The sequence below is a fragment of the Pseudomonas sp. DTU_2021_1001937_2_SI_NGA_ILE_001 genome (genome assembly GCF_032463525.1).
In the GTDB taxonomy this organism is placed as follows: Bacteria; Pseudomonadota; Gammaproteobacteria; order Pseudomonadales; family Pseudomonadaceae; genus Aquipseudomonas.
Window position 1 is genome coordinate 1769899 of sequence record NZ_CP135971.1, and the last position, 20880, is coordinate 1790778.

Consider the following 20880-nt stretch of genomic DNA (forward strand, 5'->3'; position numbering starts at 1 on the left):
AGCCAGGCTGCCGGGTGCATCGACGGTCGCGGTCGAGCCCCGACAGCCCCTATACTACCGGGCACTCTTGCACCGGACAGTACGCATGACTTTCGACGATTCCCTCATCAAATCCCTGATCCGCCCCGTGGTGGACTTCCCCAAGCCTGGCGTGGTGTTCCGTGACATCACCCCACTGTTCCAGTCGCCCAAGGCCACGCGCCAGGTCGTCGACCAGTTCGTGCAGCGCTATATCGACGCCGACTTCAACCACATCGGCGTAATGGACGCCCGGGGCTTCCTGATCGGTTCGGTGGTCGCCTACGAACTGAACAAGCCGCTGGTGCTGTTCCGCAAGCAGGGCAAGCTGCCGGCCGACGTGCTGGCCGAGGGTTACCAGACCGAGTACGGCCAGGCGTTCCTGGAAGTGCACGCCGACAGCCTGTGCGACGGCGACAGCGTGGTGCTGTTCGATGACCTGATCGCCACCGGCGGCACCCTGCTCGCCGCCGTCAACCTGATCCGCCGCATGGGCGCCAAGGTCCACGAGGCCGCGGCGATCATCGACCTGCCGCAACTGGGCGGCTCGCAACGCCTCAACGACCAGCAGGTACCGACCTTCTGCCTGACCCGCTACAGCCTCGACGAGATGTAACACAGGAGGTCGTGGCCGCTTTCACCTGGCTGGACCGGCTTTAGCCGCCATACGGGTCAGTTAGACCGGGTAGGAGCGGCTTCAGCCGCGAAGCGAACGCATGTTCACAACAGATGCAGTGAATTTCCTCGCACTTTCGCGGCTAAAGCCGCTCCTACCGAGCCAAATAACGGCTAACTGAACTGTATTGGCTTTAGCCGGGATTTCTTCGCGGCTCAAGCCGTTCCTACAGGGTGATGGGTTTGCGGCCCGCGAACGAGTGGGCCAGAGTGCCGCCGTCGACCAGGTCCAGCTCGCCACCCAGCGGCACGCCATGGGCGATGCGCGAGGCGGTCAGACCTTTCTCGTGAAGCAGCTGGGCGATGTAATGCGCGGTGGCTTCACCTTCCACCGTCGGGTTGGTGGCCAGAATCACCTCGGTGAACGAGCCCTGGCTGTCGATGCGCTCCATCAACTGGGGAATGCCGATGGCCTCCGGCCCCAGGCCATCGAGGGGCGAAAGGTGCCCCTTGAGCACGAAGTAGCGCCCCCGGTAGCCGGTCTGCTCGACGGCGTACACGTCGGTTGGCCCTTCCACCACGCACAGCAGCGTGTCGTCACGACGCGGGTCGGCGCACTGCAGGCACAGTTCTTCCTCGGTGAGGGTACGGCAACGCTGGCAATGCCCCACGCCGTCCATGGCCTGCTGCAACGCCAGGGCCAGGCGCGAGCCACCGCTGCGGTCACGCTCCAGCAGTTGCAAGGCCATGCGCTGGGCGGTCTTCTGACCCACGCCGGGCAGTACGCGGAAGGCGTCGATCAGTTGGCGGATCAGGGGGCTGAAGCTCATGGAAAAGGGTCCCGGGCAATCGAAAGACGCGGTTTATAACCGCGCCTTGTCACCAGCGTCAATCACAGCTGGGAAACCTCGACCACCAGCTTGCCGAAGTTGCGCCCTTCGAGCAGGCCGATCAGCGCCTCGGGCGCGGCCTCCAGCCCCTGGACCACGTCTTCGCGGAACTTGACCTTGCCGGAGGTGACCAGCGGGGTCATGGCTTCGATGAACTCCTGGCGCCGATGCCCGTAGGCCTCGAAGACGATGAAGCCCTGCACATGCACGCGCTTGGTCAGCAAGGTGCGCATCATCAGCGGCAGCTGGTCGGGGCCCTCGAAGTCGCCATCGGCGTTGTACTGGGCGATCACCCCGCACAACGGAATGCGAGCATGGGCATTGAGCAGCGGCAATACGGCTTCGAGCACCTTGCCACCGACCAGTTCGTAGTAGACGTCGATGCCCTGCGGGCAGGCCTCGGCCAGTTGCGCGGCAAAGTCATCGCTGCGATGGTCGATGCAGGCGTCGAAGCCCAGCTCTTCGACCACGTAGCGGCACTTGTCCGGGCCGCCGGCGATACCCACCGCCCGCAGACCGTTGAGCTTGGCCACCTGGCCGACCACCGAACCGACGGCGCCGGATGCGGCGGCGACCACCAGGGTCTCGCCCGCCTTGGGCTTGCCGATGTCCATCAGCCCCATGTAGGCGGTCATCCCCGGCATGCCCAAGGCGCCCAGCGCCAGGGAAGGACGCGGCAGGTCCTTGGGCAGCTTGAACAGCGCCGAGCCATCGCTGACGCTGTGGGTCTGCCAGCCGGTCTGACCGACCACCAGGTCACCGGGCTGGAAGTGCGAGTTGAGCGATTGCTCCACGACACTGACTGCGCCGCCCTCCATCACCGCGCCGATCTGCACCGGTTCGGCATAGGACGGCGCGTCACTCATGCGCCCCCGCATGTAGGGGTCCAGCGACAGGTACAGGGTACGCAGTTGCACCTGGCCGCCCTGCAGCTCCGGCAGGGTCTCGCGCTCCATGCGAAAGTTCTCTAGCGTGGGGCGGCCCTTGGGTCGGGACGCCAGGACGAAACGCTGGTTGAGCACGCTGTCTTGAGTCATGGAACACTCCTCTGCTGGCTTTCAGAAACACGTAGAGGGCAGACCATGCTCAGCCGCCAGCGTTCGATCGACATGAAAATGCCAGGACAAGCCTGGCATTGGTCACGGCAGGAAAAGCACCGTCAGAACGGCAGCTTCATGCCCGGCGGCAGTTGCAGACCGGCGGTCATGCTGGCGGTCTTCTCGGCGCTGGACTGCTCGATCTTGCGCACTGCGTCGTTGACGGCAGCGGCGATCAGGTCTTCCAGCACTTCCTTGTCTTCCTGCATCAGGCTGTCGTCCAGGGTGATGCGCTTGACGTCGTGACGACCGGTCATCACCACGCTCACCAGGCCGGCGCCGGACTGGCCGGTGACTTCGGCATTGGCCAGTTCTTCCTGCATCTTGGCCATTTTTTCCTGCATCTGCTGGGCCTGCTTCATCAGGCCAGCCATGCCACCTTTCATCATGGGATATCTCCTCGAAAATGCATGGTTGCTTTGCACGCCGCCACTGGCGCCGTGCGTTCGTTCATTGCGCCGGCACGGCATCCACCGGCTTGATCGTATCCTCCCGAACCACCGCGCCAAACTGTTGCATCATGTGCTGGACGAACGGATCGGCATGGATCGACGCGATGGCCTGGCGCTGACGTTCGGCACGTTGCCGGGCAGCGGCCTGCGCCGGGGTTTCCTGCTCGGGGCGCACCAGCTCGATATGCAGTTGGATGGCGCTGCCATGATACTGGTTCAACGCGTCGTTGAGGCGCCGCTGCTGGGTGGCGTTGAACAGCGCGCTGTGCGCCGGGTCCAGGTGCAACAGCCAGCGGTCGCCCTCGATGCTGATCAGGGTGCAGTTGGCGGCGATGCTGCCGGTCATGCCGGAAATCGCCAGCTTGGGAAACATCTGCAGCCATTCCAAGGCCAGCCCCGTGGCCGGCATGGCGGCCGGTTCAGGCTCGGGCTCCGGCTCGTCTTCGTCATGCACGTGGTCGTGGGCCAGCTCATCGAGCAGGCTCACCGACGCCGGGTCGATGTCGACCTCTGGCTCGCTGTAGTCGTCGTCCTGGGCGCCCTCGTCGTCCATTTGCGGTGGCATCGACAAGTAGGCGCTGTCGGGAATGTCTTCCAGGCCACCGGTGCTGCGATCCGGTGCAGGCGCCTGTTCGGCCTGCGGTGCATCCGGCACCGGGCTGGCGGGTACAGGTGCCGGCATGGCGGGCAGCTCGGGCGGCTCGGCGCGGGTTTCCAGGACCGGTTCGGCGCTGACTGGCGCAGCCGGCACCGGTTCGGGTCGCGCGCTCGCCGGCTGCGTATCCCAGGGCACATCCACGACTTGTGGCTCGGGGTCGGGTGCTGGCCGGGATTCAGCTTGCGGCGCTGGCTGGGCAGCGGCGACTGCGGGCACCACCGGGGCTGGCGCGGCCGCCGGTGATGCCACCTGGGGCGTCGGCTCGGGTGCTGGCGTGGCGGTTGGCGCGACGCTGGCCGGCTGGGCCAGGGCGGGCTGGGAGTCAACTCTGGCCTGGCTGACTCCCACTGGCTTTAGCGGTTGACTCGGCGCACCGTCGCTATCGGCGGGGCGGAACGCCAGCATGCGCAGCAGGACCATTTCGAAACCGCTGCGCGGGTCTGGTGCCAGCGGCAGGTCACGACGGCCAATCAGGCCCATCTGGTAATAGAACTGTACGTCTTCGCCGGGCAGGGCCTGGGCCAGGGCCAGAACCCGCTCGCGGTCGCCATGGCCGTTGTCCACCGCTTCAGGCAAGGCCTGGGCGATGGCCACGCGGTGCAGCACGTTGAGCATTTCCGCCAGCACGCCGTTCCAGTCCGGGCCTTGTTCAGCCAGGTGCCGGACGGCTTCGAGCAGCGCCCGGGCATCACCCTGCAGCAGCGCGCCCAGCACGTCGAACACCTGCCCGTGGTCCAGGGTACCCAGCATGGCGCGCACATCGGCGGCCATGACCTTGCCTTCGCCGAAGGCGATGGCCTGGTCGGTAAGGCTCATGGCATCGCGCATCGAGCCATCGGCGGCGCGGCCCAGCAGCCACAGGGCATCGTCCTCGAACGGCACGTTCTCGGCGCCCAGGACATGGCTGAGGTGCTCGACCACCCGCTCGGGGGTCATGTTCTTCAGCGAGAACTGCAGGCAGCGCGACAGGATGGTGGCCGGCAGTTTCTGCGGGTCGGTGGTGGCGAGGATGAACTTGACGTAGGGCGGCGGCTCCTCCAGCGTCTTGAGCAAGGCGTTGAAGGAGTGGCTGGAAAGCATGTGCACTTCGTCGATCAGGTAGACCTTGAAGCGCCCGCGGCTCGGCGCGTACTGCACGTTGTCGAGCAGCTCGCGGGTATCCTCGACCTTGGTGCGGCTGGCGGCGTCGATCTCGATCAGGTCGACGAAGCGGCCATCGTCGATCTCCTGGCACACCGAGCAGGTGCCGCACGGGCTGGAGGTGATGCCGGTTTCGCAGTTGAGGCACTTGGCGATGATCCGCGCGATGGTGGTCTTGCCCACCCCGCGGGTACCGGTGAACAGATAGGCATGGTGCAGACGCTGGCTGTCCAGGGCGTTGATCAGAGCCTTGAGCACATGGGTCTGGCCGACCATTTCGCGGAACGAGCGCGGACGCCATTTACGTGCAAGAACCTGATAACTCATCGAAAACCGTCGCGAAGGGTAAGCGGAAGACCGCTAATCCTAGCGGAGCAAGGCTAAAATTGCATCTGGTGTCACACCCCTTCACTCACTCGACAGCAACGGATAAAAGACAAAGATGTCAGAGTGTCATGCCTCAACCTTCCTCTATCAGGCCGCAGGCCGGGAATTTCCATGCGCAAGTTACTGCTGAGCCTGTCGCTGCTGCTGAGCCAGGAAGGCATCGCCGAACCGGCTGCGCTGCGCTTCTCGGTGTCGGAAAGCTGGTCGATGCCGCTGATGCACCTGGAAAACCACCAGCCGACCAGCGGCATCCTCCTGGAAATCTTCGACAGCCTGGCGCGCCAGGTCGGTCGCCAGGCCGAGTACCACGTCATGCCCCGCCTGCGCATCCAGGGTGCGCTGGAGAGCGCGGACATCGACGTGCGCTGCTACATCGCCAAGTCCTGGCTGGGCGACCTGCGCGGTGACTACGCCTGGAGCGTGCCGATCCTGGTGCAGCGCGACCTGCTGGTGGCGGCACCGCTGACCGTCGGCCCCTACCCCGAGCAGTTCGACAACGAGGTGATCGGCACCGTCACCGGTTACAACTACCCTGCCTTGCAGCACCTGTTCGATAGCCACCGCCTGGTACGCGAAGACGCCCGCAACCAGGAGCAGGTGCTGCGCATGCTGGTGGCGGGCCGCTACAACTATGCAATCAGCAACCAGCTGGCGATGGACTGGATCAACCGGGAGCTGCCACCCGAACAGCGCCTCAAGGTAGTCGCCACGGTCAGTGAACAGGACGCCGCGTGTCTGGTGCGCAAGGACCCTGCCCTGCCGGTGCAGCAGATTCTCGACACCCTGCAGGCCATGCGCAAATCAGGCGAGATCCAGCGCATCGTCGAGCGCTACGCTCCCCGCCGCTGACAGGCCGCCGCTTCAGACCAGGCGCAGCGGGCGCCGCTCGGGGTTGAGCACTCCATCGCCCAGACGGTCGACCACCAGCGCGTCGGCCTGCCGGGCCAGGCGGTCCATGTGCCGGTCACGGCTCTTCTCGGCATCAACCATGGCCCGCCGCCCGTGGCGGTTGAGCAGGTAGGCGTGGATCTGCCGTACTTCCTCGCTGCGGTAGATGGGTTCCACATCGAGCACCGCCAGGCGCCCGTTGGAGGCATGGTCGCGGGTGTTCATCAGCACCTGCGGCCCGCGTGCGCCGAGCACCTGAAAGCCCAGGGCTTCGAAACACGGCACCTTGCTGGCGAAGCAGGCCAGTTCCGCGTGCGGGTAGCGCTGCAACATGACAGCGAGCATGCCGCGCGCCACACCATGCCGACGCCAGCCGGCGCGCACGGCCATGTAGGCCACGGCGCAGGCCTGCGGGTCGTCTTCATAGGGCAGGTAAAGCAGAAAGCCGATCACCTGCGTCGGGTCTTCGCCGTCCAGGGCCACGATCAGTTCCACGGCCAGCCCCAGCGAGCCGTCCATGGCCTCCTGGTAGCGGTTGACCTCGAAGCCGACGCCGTACTGGTACAGCGGGTACAGGGGATTGCTGGGCAGGATGCCGACCATGCCGATATCGGTCACGTAGTCGATGACCATCTGCATGATCTGGTTCTTGATCGACTCGGGCGGCGGGTTTTCCAGGCGGGTGATGGTGAACATGGAAGCAATGACGGGCTCGCGGTTGACTGGGCCGCATGATAACCCAGGCCAGCGGCAGGGTGCCGAACCGATCGCCAGGGACTTTTCCGGTTTTTTTCGACCGACCGGACAACCGGTCCAAGCGCCATGACCGGCACACCCTTGGTGCACGCCTGCCGACATCCGGCGCTCTCCAGCGCCCCAAAACCGGGGCCTGCGCACCATCGCCGTGCTGTGCATTTTTGGCACGACTCGGCTCTAAATTCGTCACTTGTGACCCTCGCGAACGCGCTCCTAGGATGCCAGGACCCGCTGGCCAACCGACAGGTGCGCAGAATCATGAAAACCAATAACGCGTTGCACAAGTCTCTCTTCGTCTTTGCCCTGCTGTACCTGGGCTACGTCATTTCCTATATCGACCGCGCCGCCATCTCCCTGGCCCTGTCGCACATCGGCGAAGACTTCCACCTGGGCGCCGGGGAGCTGGGCGTGGTGCTCAGCGCGTTCTACCTGGGTTATGCCGTGATGCAGATTCCTGGCGGCTGGCTGGCCGACCGCTTCGGCGCCAAATGGGTGGTGGTGGTCTCCATCGCGCTGTGGTCGGTGTTCACACTGATGACCGGCCTGGCCTGGTCACTGGCCTCGTTACTGGTGATCCGCTTCCTGTTCGGCCTGGGCGAAGGCAGCTATCCGTCGGCAGCGGTCAAGGGTGTGGCCGAGCTGTACACCCGCGCCGACCGGCCGAAGATGACCAGCCTGCTCATCTCTTCCAACTACACCGGCAGTTTCGCCGCACCGCTGATCATCACCCCGCTGCTGGTCTGGCTGGGCTGGCGTGACGTGTTCCTGGCCATCGGTGTGGCCGGCATCCTGTTTGCCCTCGGCTTCGCCTGGCTGGTCAAGCGCCCCGAGGCCTATGGCAACTACCAGTCGCACGTGGCCAGCGGCAGCGCCGGCAAGGTCGACGCCAAGGTGCTGCTGCGCATGCCACTGCTGTGGAAGATCGTACTGGTGTGGTTCTCCCTCGGCCTGGTCAACAAGGGGCTGGACGCCTGGATGCCGATGTACCTGCTCACCGCCCGCGGCCTGGACCTGAAGACCGTCGGCATGCTGGTGCCTCTGCCCTTCATCACCGCGAGCATCGCCTCGGCGATGGGCGGCTGGCTGATGACCCGCTACTTCGATGGTCGGGAAAAACTGCTGATGACCGCCAGTTGCGCGCTCACCGGCCTGTTTCTCTACGGCATGTACCAGTCGCAGAGCACCACCGAGGTCATCACTTATCAAGCCATCGTGTACTTCTTCAAATCCTTCGTGTTCGCCACCGCCTTCGCCCTGCCCACCAAGATACTCGCCCAGCGCCTGGTCGGTACCGGCATCGGCATGGTCAACTTCGGCGGCCAGGTGGCGGGCTTCGTCTCGCCGATGGTCATCGGTTTTCTGGTGGCACACTACGGCACCTACGAATCCGCCTTCCTGTTCCTGCTCTGCGCCACGGTGGCGGCCACCCTGATCAGCCTGTCGATCAGCGACCGCAAGGTGTTGGCTGTACAGCAGGCCAACATGCATGAAGCATGAGGCCCGGCGACCGGGTGGCGAATGCGTTAGGCTCTGGGCTCCAGCCTTGCAAGACCGGAGCAACCCGCCACCATGAGCGCCCGAACCCTCAGTGAAACCGCGATCCGCTACTTCCTCCAGGTGGTCAACAGCGGCTCGATCAGCGAGGCCGCCAGCCGCCTGCATGTGGTGCCTTCGGCGGTCAGCCGGCAGATCAGTCGCCTGGAAAATGAACTGGGCTCGCCCTTGCTCGAACGTCAGTCGCGCGGCGTTGCCCTGAGCCCGGCGGGTGAGCTGCTGGCCGCCTACGCACGCCGCACCCTGCTGGATGCCGAACAGGTCAGCCAGGAAATCGCCGCGTTGCGTGACCAGTCTGAAGCGCTGATCAGCATCGCTTGCACCGAGGGCTTTGCGTCGCACTGCCTGCCACGGGCCATCGCTGGGTTTCGTCAGCGCGGTGCCAACAGCTGTTTTCGCATCGACGTGGCCACGGCCGCAGAGGTGACGCGCAGGGTCCGCGAGGGCGAAGTGGATATCGGCTTTTCCTTCAGCCTGGGCGCAGCCAAGGGCATCAGCGTGGCGTACAGCCAGCCGGCGCCGGTGCTGGCCCTGGTCGCGCCACAGCATGAATTGGCAGGACAAGGCAGCCTGGCACTGCATGAGGTGGTCAGGCACCCCCTTGCACTGCCCGGCCCGCACACCACCATCCGCCAGTTGCTCGACCTGTACAGCAGCCGTGAAGGCATCAACTACCGCAGCATCCTCGACACCGACCACCTGGAGAGCCTGCTCAACTTCTGCATGGCTGGCCACGCCATCACCTTCTGCGGTGAGCTGTTCGCCCGTGAACGCCTGCAGACCGGCCAACTGATCGCCCTGGAAGTCCCCGAGCTGCGCGGCAGTGAACGTTCCATCGAAATCCAGACCCTGGCCCGGCGCCCGCTGAGCGGGCCGCTGCAGTCGTTCATCGACTACATCCAGGGCGTGTTGCCCGGCGACACCTGAGCGCCCCGGCCATCTGCAAACGGCAAGGCAGCCTTCTGAAAAAGTCGGTTGTTGGCAGCCTCCGGCGCTTCTTAGTATTTCCTCGAACCCGACTCAGGAAGCCCTCATGCGCAATGCCCAAGACCTGCTGGAAAACAGCGCCGTCGAACTCAAGCGACTGATCGACACGCGGGAGCTGTCGCCGGTCGAACTGCTCGAGGCCTGCATCGACCGCATCGAAAGCCTCAACCCGAAGATCAACGCCTTTTGCGCCACCTCGTTCGACCGTGCCCGCGACGAAGCCGTGGCCAGCGAGCGAGCCATCGCCAAGGGCCAGCAGCGCGGCCTGCTCGATGGCCTGCCGATCGGCATCAAGGACCTGGAAGAGACCGCTGGCCTGCTGACCACCTACGGCTCGCCGCTGTATCGCGGCAACGTGCCCGAGCAGGACAACGAACTGGTGCGCCGCCTGCGCGCCGCCGGGGCCATAGTGGTGGGCAAGACCAACGTGCCGGAGATGGGCGCCGGGGCCAACACCCGCAACCCGGTCTGGGGCGCCACCGGCAACCCCTTCGACCCGGCCCTGAATGCCGGCGGTTCGTCCGGCGGCTCGGCGGCGGCCCTGGCGGTGGACATGGTGCCGCTGTGCAGCGGCTCGGACACCGGTGGCTCGCTGCGCATTCCCGCTGCCAAATGCGGCGTGGTGGGCCTGCGCACCTCCCCCGGCCTGGTACCCAGCGAGCGCAAGCTGCTGGGCTGGACACCGATCTCGGTGGTCGGCCCGATGGGCCGTAATGTCGAGGACACCTGGCTGCAGCTGGCGGCCACCACCGGGTTGGCACAGGGTGACCCATTGAGCTACGCCTGCGAAATGCCGGCCCGGTTGACCGGCCAGGCCGACCTCTCGCAACTGCGGGTCGGCTACACCGAAGACTTCGGCGTGTGCGAGGTCGACGACGGCATCCGCCAGGTGTTCCGCGACAAGATCGCCGCGCTGAAATCGGTGTTCGCCGTCTGCGAGCCGGTGGACATCGACATGCCCGAGGCGCACCGCTGCTTCGACGTACTGCGCGCTGAAGCCTTCGTCGGCAGCCTGCAGGCCGCCTACGAGAAAGACCCGGACGCGCTCGGCCCCAACCCCCGCGCCAACTACGAGATGGGCGCCAAACTGACTCTGAAGGACTGCGTGTGGGCCGGTGCCGAGCAGACGCGCATCTTCCGCCGCTTCCAGCAGCTGTTCAGCCGCTACGACCTGATCCTTTCGCCGACCACGCCGGTCTCGCCCTTCCCTTGGGCCGAGCCTTATCTCAGCGCAGTCAACGGCGTGGCGCTGGAGAACTATTACCGCTGGCTGGCCCTGACCTACGTGGTGACCCTGGCCACCAACCCGGCGCTGTCGATGCCCATGGGCCGCGACCATCGCGGCATGCCATTCGGCATGCAGGTGATCGGGCGCTTCCGGGGCGACCTGGAACTGCTGATCGCCGCCCGTGCCCTGGAGGCGCATTGCGAACAGGACCCCGCCCTGCGCCGCCCCCGGCCAGATCTGGAAGCCCTGCGCGCCACCCAGGTCGACCTGCGCAGCCCAGTCACCCACCCGCCGCTGGACACGCCGGTAGCGAGCAGCGCCGGCCTGTCGGCGGTCTGATCCTCATTCACACGCCTTCACGGAGCGCCCCATGGACACCACAGTGCACGGTAAACCGCTGCAAGACTGGCTGGCCGCCTACCCGCTGCTGGCGCCGCTGCTGCGCCTGGAACCACTGAGCTGGTTCAACCCGGCCATCGCGCCACTGGCCGAGGCCCTGCACGACATTCCTCTGGGCGCGACCGACGTGGACCAGGCCAGCGCCCGCCTGCAACGCTTCGCACCGTTCCTGGCCGCAGCCTTCCCGGAAGTCGCCGCCAGCGGCGGCATCATCGAATCCGAGCTGCGCGAGATACCCGCCTTTGCCAGTGTGCTGAGCGAGCGTTACAGCCTGCGCACAGCACCGCGCCTGCTGCTGAAGATGGACAGCCACCTGCCAATCTCAGGTTCCGTGAAAGCCCGTGGCGGCATCTACGAGGTGCTGTTCCACGCCGAGCAACTGGCCCTGCAAGCCGGCCTGCTGAGCCTGGATGACGACTACCGCAAGCTCGCCGAGCCCGAACTGCAGGCGCTGTTCGCCCGGCACAAGATCGCCGTCGGCTCCACCGGCAACCTCGGCCTGTCGATCGGTATCGCCAGCGCACGCCTGGGCTTCGAAACCACGGTGCACATGTCGGCCGATGCCCGGCAATGGAAGAAAGACAAACTGCGCGCCCATGGGGTCAGGGTCGTCGAATACGCTGGCGACTACGGCCAGGCCGTGGAACAGGGCCGCCGTGAAGCGGCCGCCGACCCGAGCTGCCACTTCGTCGATGACGAGAACTCCACGACGCTGTTCCTCGGCTATTCGGTGGCCGGCGCACGCCTCAAGGCACAGTTCGAGGCACAAGGCCTCCAGGTGGATGCCAAGCACCCGCTGTTCGTCTACCTGCCTTGTGGCGTGGGCGGCGGCCCCGGCGGCATTGCCTTCGGCCTCAAGCTAGCGTTCGGTGACGATGTGCATTGCATCTTCGCCGAACCCACCGAATCACCCTGCATGCTGATGGGCGTCTACACCGGCCTGCACGAGCAGCTGGCGGTGCAGGATTTCGGTATCAGCAACCGGACCGTCGCCGACGGCCTGGCCGTGGGCCGCCCCTCCGGCTTCGTCGGGCGCAGCCTGCAACGCATGCTCGATGGCTACTACACGGTCAGCGACGACGAACTGATGCGCCTGCTGGCGCTCATGCAACAGAGCGAAGGCATCGCCCTGGAGCCCTCGGCCCTGGCCGGTGCGCCCGGCACCTGGCATGTGCTGCAGGAGCACCAGGGCTACCGCCAGCGCCTCGGCCTGGACGAACGCAGCATGGCCCAGGCCACCCACCTGATCTGGGCCACCGGCGGCGGCATGGTGCCAGCTGAGGAAATGGACCGTTACCTGAGCCGGGGCGCAGCCCTGCTGCAAGGCTGATCAGACACTGGCCGGGTCGGTCTTGCCGGCGTCGATGCCCAGGTCGGTCAAGGCCTGGGCCACCACTGCGCGCTCGATCACGCCGTCGTCGGCCAGCGCCTTGAGCGCCGCCAGCACGATGAACTGGCGGTCCACCTCGAAATGCCGGCGCAACGCCTCGCGGGTGTCGGACTGGCCGAAGCCGTCGGTGCCCAGCGCCACGAAGCGGCGGTCGCCCAGCCAGGGGCGGATCTGGTCGGCGTGAATCTTCATGTAGTCGGTGGCCACCACCACTGGCCCGGGATGCCCGTCGAGCACCTGGCGCACATACGGCACCTGCGGTTCTTCCAGCGGGTGCAGCAGGTTCCAGCGCTCCACGGCCTGGGCCTCGCGGCGCACTTCAGTGAGGCTGGTGGCGCTCCACACCTCGCTGCTGACGCCATAGTCGCGTTCGAGAATATCGCCCGCCGCCAGCACCTCGGGCAGGATCGACCCGCTGCCCATCAGTTGCACATGCCGCGTGCCCTGCGCGGCGCGCTCCACCGGCAGACGGTACAGCCCTTTGAGAATCCCCTGCTCTGAGCCCTCGGGCATGTCCGGGTGCTGATAGTTCTCGTTGAGCACGGTGACGTAGTAGTAGACGTCCTGCTGTTCGACGAACATGCGCCGCATGCCGTCGTGGATGATCACCGCCAGCTCGTAGGAATAGGTCGGGTCGTAGGAGATGCAGCACGGCACCGTGGCGGACATCACATGGCTGTGCCCGTCGTCATGCTGCAGGCCCTCGCCCATCAGCGTGGTACGCCCCGAGGTGGCGCCAAGCAGAAAGCCCCTGGCGCGGGCATCCCCGGCCGCCCACAGCAGGTCGCCGACGCGCTGGAAGCCGAACATCGAATAGAAGATGTAGAACGGCAACGTCATCACGCCGTGGTTGGCGTACGAGGTGCTGGCGGCGATCCACGAGGACGTCGCGCCGGACTCGTTGAGACCCTCCTGCATGATCTGCCCGTCGCGGCTCTCCTTGTAGTACGACAGCGTGCCGGCGTCCTGCGGGGTGTAGAGCTGGCCGACATGGGAATGAATACCCACCTGACGGAACAGGTTCTCCATGCCGAAGGTGCGCGATTCGTCCGGCACGATGGGCACCACCAGGCGCCCGACGTTAGGGTCTTTGAGCAGGGTGCTGAGAATGCGCACGAACGCCATGGTGGTGGAAATGGTGCGTTCGCCGGTGCCCTTGAGCTGCGCCTCCAGCGCCGACAGCGGCGGTATTGCCAACGGCTCGACCTGCGCATGGCGGGCCGGCACCTGGCCCCCGAGGCTGTCACGGCGCGATTGCAGGTAACGGGCTTCCGGGCTGTCCATTGCCGGACGCAGGTAGGGCATGTCGCCCAGTTGCGCGTCGTCGATCTGCAGGCCGAAGCGGTCACGGAAGGCCTTCACCGCCTCGGCCCCCATTTTCTTCAGCTGGTGGTTGATATTCTGCCCCTCGCCGGCCTCGCCCATGCCGAAGCCCTTGACGGTCTTGGCGAGGATCACGGTCGGCCGGCCTTTGTGGCGCATCGCCGCCGCATAGGCGTTGTAGACCTTCAGTGGGTCGTGCCCGCCGCGCGACAGCTTCCAGATCTGCTCGTCGCTCAGGTCGGCGACCAGCTCCAGCAGCTCCGGGTACTTGCCGAAGAAGTGCTCACGCACATAGGCGCCGTTCTGCGCCTTGTAGGTCTGGTAGTCGCCGTCGACGCACTCCATCATGCGCTGGCGCAACAGACCGCTCTTGTCCTTCTCCAGCAATGCGTCCCAGCCGCTGCCCCAGACCACCTTGATGACGTTCCAGCCGGCGGCGCGGTACAGGCTCTCGAACTCCTGGATCACCTTGGCATTGCCGCGCACCGGCCCGTCGAGGCGCTGCAGGTTGCAGTTGACCACGAAGATGATGTTGTCGAGCTTTTCGCGCCCGGCCAGGGAAATGGCTGCCAGCGACTCGGGCTGGTCCATCTCGCCGTCACCGAGGAAAGCCCACACCTTGCGGCCCTGATGTTCCTTCAGGCCACGGTTCTCCAAGTAGCGCATGAAGCGCGCCTGATACGCGGCAGTGATCGGCCCCAGCCCCATGGACACGGTGGGAAACTGCCAGAAGTCCGGCATCAGGCGTGGGTGCGGATAGGAGGAAATGCCGTCGCGGTCGGTCTCGCGGCGGAAGTTGTCGAGCTGCTCTTCACTCAGCCGACCCTCCACGTAGGCGCGGCCATAGATGCCCGGCGAGGAATGCCCCTGGATGTAGACCATGTCGCCGGCGAAGCGCTCGGTGCGGCCACGGAAGAAATGATCGAAGCCGACGTCGTAGAGCACCGCCGCCGAGGCGTAGGTGGCGATATGCCCGCCGACGCCAGAGTGCTTGCCAGCCCGCAGCACCATGGCCAGGGCGTTCCAGCGAATGTAGGCGTTCAGGCGCGCTTCCATGTCCAGGTCGCCGGGGTAAGGCAATTGTCGATCCGGAGTGATGGTATTGACATAGGGCGTGGTCACCCGACCATGAAAATCACCGTGCAGCGAGACATCGAAATCCAGCAGCTGGTCGATCAGAAAATGCGCGCGCGGACGGCCCTCGGCCTCGACCACCGAGGCGATCGAGTCGAGCCATTCGCGGGTTTCCTGGGGGTCGGCATCGAGGTGTGGGGAGCGTTGCGCCATCGGAAAAATCCTCCTGAACAGGCATTGGCCAGTGCAGGAGCGCCGACCATTTGATTGCAGTTGCAATTGAATCTATCGCCAACCCGCCTATGATTGCAACTGCAATTACCAATCCCTGGAGCCGCAATGGCCACGCCGCCCCCTGATCTCTGGTTCAACTTCATTCGCGCCCACCGCAGCCTCATCCGCGAAATCGAACGCCGCCTGGCCGACGAAAAACTGCCGCCCTACGCCTGGTACGACGCGCTGTGGGGTATCGAAAGTGGCCCGGATGGCACCCGGCGCATGCACGAACTGGCCGACGTACTGGCCATCGAACGATACAACCTCACTCGCCTGGTCGACCGCCTGGAGAAGGAACATCTGGTCCAGCGGGTCAAGGTGGCCGATGACGGCCGTGCCGCCCTGGCGTGCATCACCGACAGTGGCCGGGCACTGCGCCAGCGCATGTGGAAGGTCTACAAGCAGGCGGTGGACGAGCTGTTCCTCGCCGAATTCGATGAGGCGCAGCAGCGGGTGTTCGCCGAAGCGCTGGAAAACGCCATGCACAATGCCCGCCGGGGTGCGCACGAATAGACATCGGCCGCTGCTGACCTGCCGGCGCGGCTGAAGCCAATACGGGTAAGTCAGTTGAGGCGGTAGCACTGCAGCGCCTCGGCCAGGCAACTGACCGGCAAGTGCCCGCTATCGACCAGCATCTGCAGGGCGCTGTAGGCCACCCAGTGTCGATCCAGGCGCTGCCCCGGCGCGAGACTGTCCGCCCCCAGTGCCCGGAACGGCCCCGGCAGGTGCGCGCCAATCTGCGCCGCAACGAACTGCGCATACCCCGTCACCGCCAGCACTGGCCTGTCGCCCTGTCCCAGACAGCCGAGCAGATGGCTGCGCTGCCCTGCCCTCTCGGCATCCCGGGCCAGGCGCGTATAGCTCGGGCAGCTCCACAGTTCACAGGCCACGCCCCAATCCTCTGCCAGCAGCCGCGCCGCCTCACGCACCTCATCCAGCATGCGCCCGGCACCGAGCAGGCGCAGCGGCGCGCTGGGCGCTGGCGGATTCACACGGTAAAGCCCCAGCCAGGCTCCGTGCAGGTCTACATACGGGCCGGCGACGCTTGGGATCTGGTCATGCAAGGTCAGGTAACAGAAACCCGGCCGCCCCTCCACGTACAACGATCGCAAGGCGCCGACCACGATTGCCAGCGCCTCTGCGCCACAGGCCGGGTCGAACGGCAAACACTGCCGGTTGCCCGCCAGCCACAGCGGCAACCACGGGTGTGCCCCCTTGGCCCAGCGCGACGGCGAAGACTCGATGTCATTGAACACGATGCCCCGCTCACCGATCTGCCGACTCAACATCGACAGATGCGCGGAGGTCGGCGAACGGGTCAGGTAGAACAACGGCCGCTCGGCCTCTTGCGCCTCGGCGAACCACAACGGCCAGGCACTGATCGGCACCTGGCTTTGCAAGTCGGCGGGATGGTCGTTGATCACCCTCGGCCCGTGCCGAGCGGACACCCCCTGGAAACTTCGCAGCACCTCGCCGACTGCCGCCAACGGCGAACAGCGTTGCCCGGCGCCGCTGGCCAGGGCCTTGTCGAAACGCTGGAGACACGTTTCGACCAACTGACCGGTGGCCGGAACGGGCTGTTGAGGGTGCGTCTTCATTCCTTCGAACTCCTGTGGCGATGGGCGCGGGAGGGTCAGGAATAAAGCAATCTGATTGCATATGCAATCAAATTTCCTCATCAGGAAAGTGTCGGGCACAAGATGACCGCGCCAATACGGATGGCGGTGAATGACAGGCGAACGAGTACCAGAGGGCGACGCGAAGAATGTTCGATTAAGAGATTCAGCAGCTCGGACGAGCTTGAGAGGGTGGCAACCCCACCAGCCACACCCCGGCACACGATGTTCCCGCTATGGCTGCTTCCTTCCGGACCTGACCAGGTTGACGGGTAATCATTGCGAGGGGACCGATGGGGTCACCATAAAGACGCCCGCTGCTAGCGGGCCGCGCTATTGTACCGGTCTGCGGCGAAGATACAACCTCTGATTGCGATTAAAAAATCAGGTCGCTCAAGGACTTGGCTCCAATGCCGGGTCAGCCGGGGCTGAGCCCCTGCCCTCGATACCGCTCAGACCTGCACCACCTCATCAGCCTTGCCGCCGGCGTCTTGGATCACCAGGTGGATGAAGTGCAGCTTGGCGATCACCGCCGGGGTGAGCACGAAGGGGTAGAAATCCGGCTGGCCCATGCTGCGTGACAGTTCGTTGAGCATACCGGCCAGTTCGATCCAGGCGTTGACGAAGGCCAGGAACGACGGCCCGCCGGGGTGCTGTGGGTCGAACAGTGCTTCTAGCGGAAACGGCTGGAACTCCAGGCCCTTGTCGCGGGCGCTCATGCCGAAGCCCAGTGCGGTGTCGACGGCATCTACCATGTGCAGGTAATGCGCCCAGGTTTCCGCCCAATCTTCCCAAGGGTGCATGGTGGCGTAGGCGCTCACGTAATGCGTCTGCCAGTCGGCGGGGGCGCCTTGCTGGTAGTGGCGCTCCAGCGCCTCGGCGTAGCTCGCCTGCTCGTCACCGAACAGCTGGCGGAACGACCACAGCCAGTGGCTGTTGGCAATCAGTTGGTCCCAGTAGTAGTGCCCCACTTCATGGCGGAAGTGGCCGAGCAAGGTTCGGTATGGCTCGCCCATCTGCACGCGTATCGCTTCGCGGTGGGCATCGTCGGCTTCGCGGATGTCGAGGGTGATCAGGCCGTTGGCATGCCCGGTGGTCGGCCTGCGGCCCTCCTGGTCCACGCCGATGAAATCGAAGGCCAGGCCGCGCTGCTCGTCGACACTCTTGGGAATGACCCGCAGTCCCAGACCGACCAGTTGGGCCACCAGGCGGCGCTTGGCGGTTTCTACCTTGCACCAGCGCTCGGGGTTCTCGGCAATGTTCAGGTCGGGAATGGTGCGATTCAGCGCGCAGGCCACACAGAAGTCACCCATTTCATACACCGGCAGCAGCCAGTTGCACGCCGCCGCCGTGCCCAGGTTGGCGCAGCGCCGGTACAGGGCATCGCCCGGTTCGCCGCTGACGCGCCAGGTGTCGGGCTGGCCGGCCGGCTCCAGCGCCACCACACGCCCCTGCTCCGGCAGATAACCCAGCGCCGCCTCGCAGGCCAGGCACTGGGTATTGGGGAAAAATACCGGCTGCCCGCAGCGGCACTGCCAGACCTTGCTGGCCCGGCGGCTGTCGCTGATGAAGGGCGCGGAGATACGCGAACTCAACTGTTCGAAGAAACGAAGCATGGTGGATTTCCCCCGCTGATGTGCATGACTAGATCATGCCCTTCAGCGCGGGTTCCGTTTATCAGCCGGCTGGCGTGCGCCCGGCGTGCGTCAGGCACTGATGCCATGGCCGGCAAGGAAATCCACGAAGGCGTCTTCGTCCATCACCCGGACACCCAGCTCGTTGGCCTTGGTCAGCTTGGAGCCGGCACCGGGTCCTGCGACCACCGTGTGGGTCTTGCCCGACACCGAGCCGGAGACCTTGGCGCCGAGGCTTTCCAGCTTGTCCTTGGCGATGTCGCGGCTCATGCGTTCCAGGGTCCCGGTGAGCACCCAGGTCTGGCCGGCCAGCGGCAGGCCTTCGGCGGTCTTGCGCTCGCTGTGCCAGTGCATACCGAAATCCTTGAGCTGCGCCTCGATGGCGCGGGCGCGGGCGGCGTTGTCCGGGCTGGCGAAGAACTCGCGCACGGCGTTGGCCTGCTTCTCCGGCAGCGCCTGGCGCATGTCCAACCAGTCGGCCTCGATCACTTTGTCCAGCGCACCAAAACGTTCGGCAAGCTTCAGCGCACCGCCCGGGCCGACGAAGGGAATGTGCAGTTTGTCGAGCAGCCCGTCGAGGGTGGCGCTGGCGGCGAACTCGGCGCTCACCTCGCCTTCGTCCTGCAGGACCAGACCGCGCTCACCGAGCAGGGCATCGATGACCTGGCGGTTGTGCTCGTCTTCGAAGAAGTTGTGGATCTCGTGCGCCACTTCCAGACCGATGTCCGGCAGGTAGGTTAGCACCTCGGGCAAGGCCCGCTGCACGCGCTGCAAGGCGCCCAGTGAGCGGGCCAGGACCTTGGCGGTTTCCTCGCCCACGTCGGGAATGCCCAGGGCGTAGATGAAGCGCGCCAGGCTCGGCTGGCGGCTGTCGGCGATGGCCTTGAGCAGCTTGTTGGTGGACACCTCGGCAAAGCCTTCCAGGTCGATGATCTGCTCGTACTGCAGGCCATAGAGGTCGGCCGGCGAGCCGATCAGTTGTTCGTCCACCAGTTGCTCGATGGTCTTGTCACCCAGGCCTTCGATGTCCATCGCGCGCCGCGACACATAGTGGATGATCGCCTGCTTGAGCTGCGCGGCACAGGCCAGGCGGCCGATGCAACGGTACACGGCTCCCTCGCTGAGGGTTTCCTTGCCCTTGCTGCGCTTGACCAGCTGGGTACGCTCGACGTGCGAGCCGCACACCGGGCATTGCTCGGGCACCTGCACCGGGCGCGCATTCTCGGGTCGGCGCTCGGTAACCACCTGGACAACCTGAGGAATCACGTCACCCGCGCGGCGGATGATCACCGTATCGCCGATCATCACGCCCAGGCGCGCCACCTCGTCCATGTTGTGCAGGGTGGCGTTGGACACCGTCACGCCGGCCACCTTGACCGGTTTAAGGCGCGCCACGGGAGTCACCGCGCCGGTACGCCCGACCTGGAACTCGACGTCGAGCAGTTCGGTGAGTTCTTCCAGGGCCGGGAACTTGTGGGCAATGGCCCAGCGCGGCTCGCGGGCGCGGAAACCAAGCTCGCGCTGGGAGGCCAGGCTATTGACCTTGAACACCACGCCGTCGATTTCGTAAGGCAGACTCAAGCGCCGCTCACCGATATCACGGTAATAGTCCAGGCATTGCTCAACGCCATCAGCGAGTTTCAGTTCGCGGCTGATCGGCAAACCCCAGGTCTTGAGTTTTTCCAACACGCCTACATGCGTGTCGGAAATTTCTTCAGTTACTTGCCCCAAACCGTAACAGCAGAATTCCAGCGGACGGCTGGCGGTGATTTTCGAATCCAGCTGGCGCAGGCTGCCGGCGGCGGCATTGCGCGGGTTGGCGAAGGTCTTGCCGCCGATTTCGGCCTGACTGGCGTTGAGCTTCTCGAAGCCGGCCTTGGACATGAACACCTCACCGCGTACCTCCAGGGTCGCCGGCCAGCCCTTGCCCTGCAGCTTGAGCGGCACATTACGGATGGTGCGCACGTTGACGCTGATGTCTTCGCCGGTGGTGCCATCACCGCGCGTAGCACCGCGCACCAGGGCGCCGTCGCGGTACAGCAGGCTCACCGCCAGCCCGTCGAGCTTGGGTTCACAGCTGTACTGCACCTTGGCGCCCGCGCCGAACAGGTCACCAGCCGGCAGGTCGAGCCCCTCGCCGACGCGGCGGTCGAAATCACGCAGGTCACTTTCCTCGAAGGCGTTGCCCAGGCTGAGCATCGGCAGCTCGTGGCGTACCTGGGTAAAGGCAGTCAAGGCTGCGCTGCCGACCCGCTGGGTGGGCGAGTCCGGGGTCACCAGGTGCGGGTTGTCGGCTTCCAGGGCCTTGAGTTCGTGGAACAGGCGGTCGTATTCGGCATCCGGGATACTGGGTTCATCCAGCACGTGATAACGATAGTTGTGCTGGTCCAGCTCGGTGCGCAATTCCAGGATTCGGGTTTCGACAGCCTTCATGGTGTTCTCTCAAGACAAAAAGCAAGAAAGCAGCCGAAGCTGCTCTCTACGAACAAGTTGATCCG

Annotated in this window: 16 protein-coding genes and 1 other RNA gene; 7 read left to right on the forward strand and 10 right to left on the reverse strand. The window is 65.3% G+C overall.

The genetic code is table 11. The annotated features are described in order from the left end of the window. Window positions 1–85: 85 nt before the first annotated feature. Window positions 86–634: an adenine phosphoribosyltransferase gene (locus tag RRX38_RS07315; RefSeq protein WP_315962076.1), complete on the forward strand. Its 549-nt coding sequence runs from the start codon at window positions 86–88 to the stop codon at window positions 632–634. A gap of 226 nt (window positions 635–860) precedes the next feature. Here RRX38_RS07315 and recR read toward each other — a convergent pair whose 3' ends face one another. From recR to dnaX, 4 genes are all read right to left on the reverse strand, one after another. Next, window positions 861–1463, reverse strand: coding sequence for a recombination mediator RecR (gene recR / locus RRX38_RS07320; protein ID WP_295475112.1), 603 nt, complete (start codon window positions 1461–1463; stop codon window positions 861–863). Between the two features lie 62 nt (window positions 1464–1525). Further along, on the reverse strand, window positions 1526–2560 hold the full coding sequence (locus RRX38_RS07325; RefSeq protein ID WP_315962077.1) for an NADP-dependent oxidoreductase: 1035 nt from the start codon (window positions 2558–2560) through the stop codon (window positions 1526–1528). A 122-nt stretch (window positions 2561–2682) separates the two neighbouring features. Beyond that, window positions 2683–3009 carry a YbaB/EbfC family nucleoid-associated protein gene (locus tag RRX38_RS07330; RefSeq protein WP_295475118.1) on the reverse strand — a complete coding sequence of 109 codons (327 nt, stop codon included), beginning with the start codon at window positions 3007–3009 and terminating at the stop codon, window positions 2683–2685. Between the two features lie 61 nt (window positions 3010–3070). Next, entirely contained in the window at window positions 3071–5197 is a 2127-nt protein-coding gene (gene dnaX, locus RRX38_RS07335) for a DNA polymerase III subunit gamma/tau (RefSeq protein WP_315962078.1), read from the reverse strand. A gap of 171 nt (window positions 5198–5368) precedes the next feature. On the opposite strand from dnaX, the gene RRX38_RS07340 reads away from it, so the two are divergent. Continuing rightward, window positions 5369–6106, forward strand: coding sequence for a transporter substrate-binding domain-containing protein (locus RRX38_RS07340; RefSeq protein WP_315962079.1), 738 nt, complete (start codon window positions 5369–5371; stop codon window positions 6104–6106). A 12-nt stretch (window positions 6107–6118) separates the two neighbouring features. On the opposite strand, the gene RRX38_RS07345 is transcribed toward RRX38_RS07340, so the two are convergent. Then, window positions 6119–6841, reverse strand: a complete 723-nt coding sequence (locus RRX38_RS07345; protein WP_315962080.1) for a GNAT family N-acetyltransferase — start codon at window positions 6839–6841, stop codon at window positions 6119–6121. Between the two features lie 318 nt (window positions 6842–7159). On the opposite strand from RRX38_RS07345, the gene RRX38_RS07350 reads away from it, so the two are divergent. From RRX38_RS07350 to dsdA, 4 genes are all read left to right on the forward strand, one after another. Beyond that, window positions 7160–8398 carry an MFS transporter gene (locus RRX38_RS07350; protein ID WP_315962081.1) on the forward strand — a complete coding sequence of 413 codons (1239 nt, stop codon included), beginning with the start codon at window positions 7160–7162 and terminating at the stop codon, window positions 8396–8398. A 72-nt stretch (window positions 8399–8470) separates the two neighbouring features. Then, window positions 8471–9382 (forward strand): LysR family transcriptional regulator, encoded by a 912-nt coding sequence (locus RRX38_RS07355; protein ID WP_295475133.1) that lies wholly within the window; start codon window positions 8471–8473, stop codon window positions 9380–9382. A 106-nt stretch (window positions 9383–9488) separates the two neighbouring features. Beyond that, a complete protein-coding gene (locus tag RRX38_RS07360) occupies window positions 9489–11009 on the forward strand; it encodes an amidase (protein ID WP_410524874.1) in 1521 nt (506 codons plus the stop codon). Window positions 11010–11040: 31 nt separating this feature from the next. Continuing rightward, on the forward strand, window positions 11041–12399 hold the full coding sequence (gene dsdA, locus RRX38_RS07365; protein WP_315962082.1) for a D-serine ammonia-lyase: 1359 nt from the start codon (window positions 11041–11043) through the stop codon (window positions 12397–12399). Here the strand turns inward: dsdA and aceE are convergent, their stop codons facing one another. After that, the gene (aceE, locus tag RRX38_RS07370; RefSeq protein WP_315962083.1) at window positions 12400–15069 is read right to left on the reverse strand and encodes a pyruvate dehydrogenase (acetyl-transferring), homodimeric type; all 2670 of its coding nucleotides are present in this window, start codon (window positions 15067–15069) and stop codon (window positions 12400–12402) included. Between the two features lie 126 nt (window positions 15070–15195). Between aceE and RRX38_RS07375 the strand changes: the two genes are divergently transcribed. After that, window positions 15196–15645, forward strand: coding sequence for a MarR family winged helix-turn-helix transcriptional regulator (locus tag RRX38_RS07375; RefSeq protein WP_315962084.1), 450 nt, complete (start codon window positions 15196–15198; stop codon window positions 15643–15645). 50 nt (window positions 15646–15695) lie between these two features. On the opposite strand, the gene RRX38_RS07380 is transcribed toward RRX38_RS07375, so the two are convergent. The 4 genes from RRX38_RS07380 to ligA all read right to left on the reverse strand — a co-directional run bounded on the left by RRX38_RS07380 (window position 15696) and on the right by ligA (window position 20815). Beyond that, a complete protein-coding gene (locus RRX38_RS07380; protein WP_315962085.1) occupies window positions 15696–16730 on the reverse strand; it encodes a transketolase-like TK C-terminal-containing protein in 1035 nt (344 codons plus the stop codon). A gap of 217 nt (window positions 16731–16947) precedes the next feature. Then, window positions 16948–17044: signal recognition particle sRNA small type (gene ffs / locus RRX38_RS07385), an RNA gene on the reverse strand. A gap of 156 nt (window positions 17045–17200) precedes the next feature. After that, window positions 17201–18364, reverse strand: coding sequence for a putative zinc-binding peptidase (locus RRX38_RS07390; RefSeq protein ID WP_315962086.1), 1164 nt, complete (start codon window positions 18362–18364; stop codon window positions 17201–17203). 90 nt (window positions 18365–18454) lie between these two features. Next, complete coding sequence (ligA, locus tag RRX38_RS07395) at window positions 18455–20815, reverse strand: NAD-dependent DNA ligase LigA (protein WP_315962087.1); 2361 nt, start codon at window positions 20813–20815, stop codon at window positions 18455–18457. Between the last annotated feature and the right edge of the window lie 65 nt (window positions 20816–20880).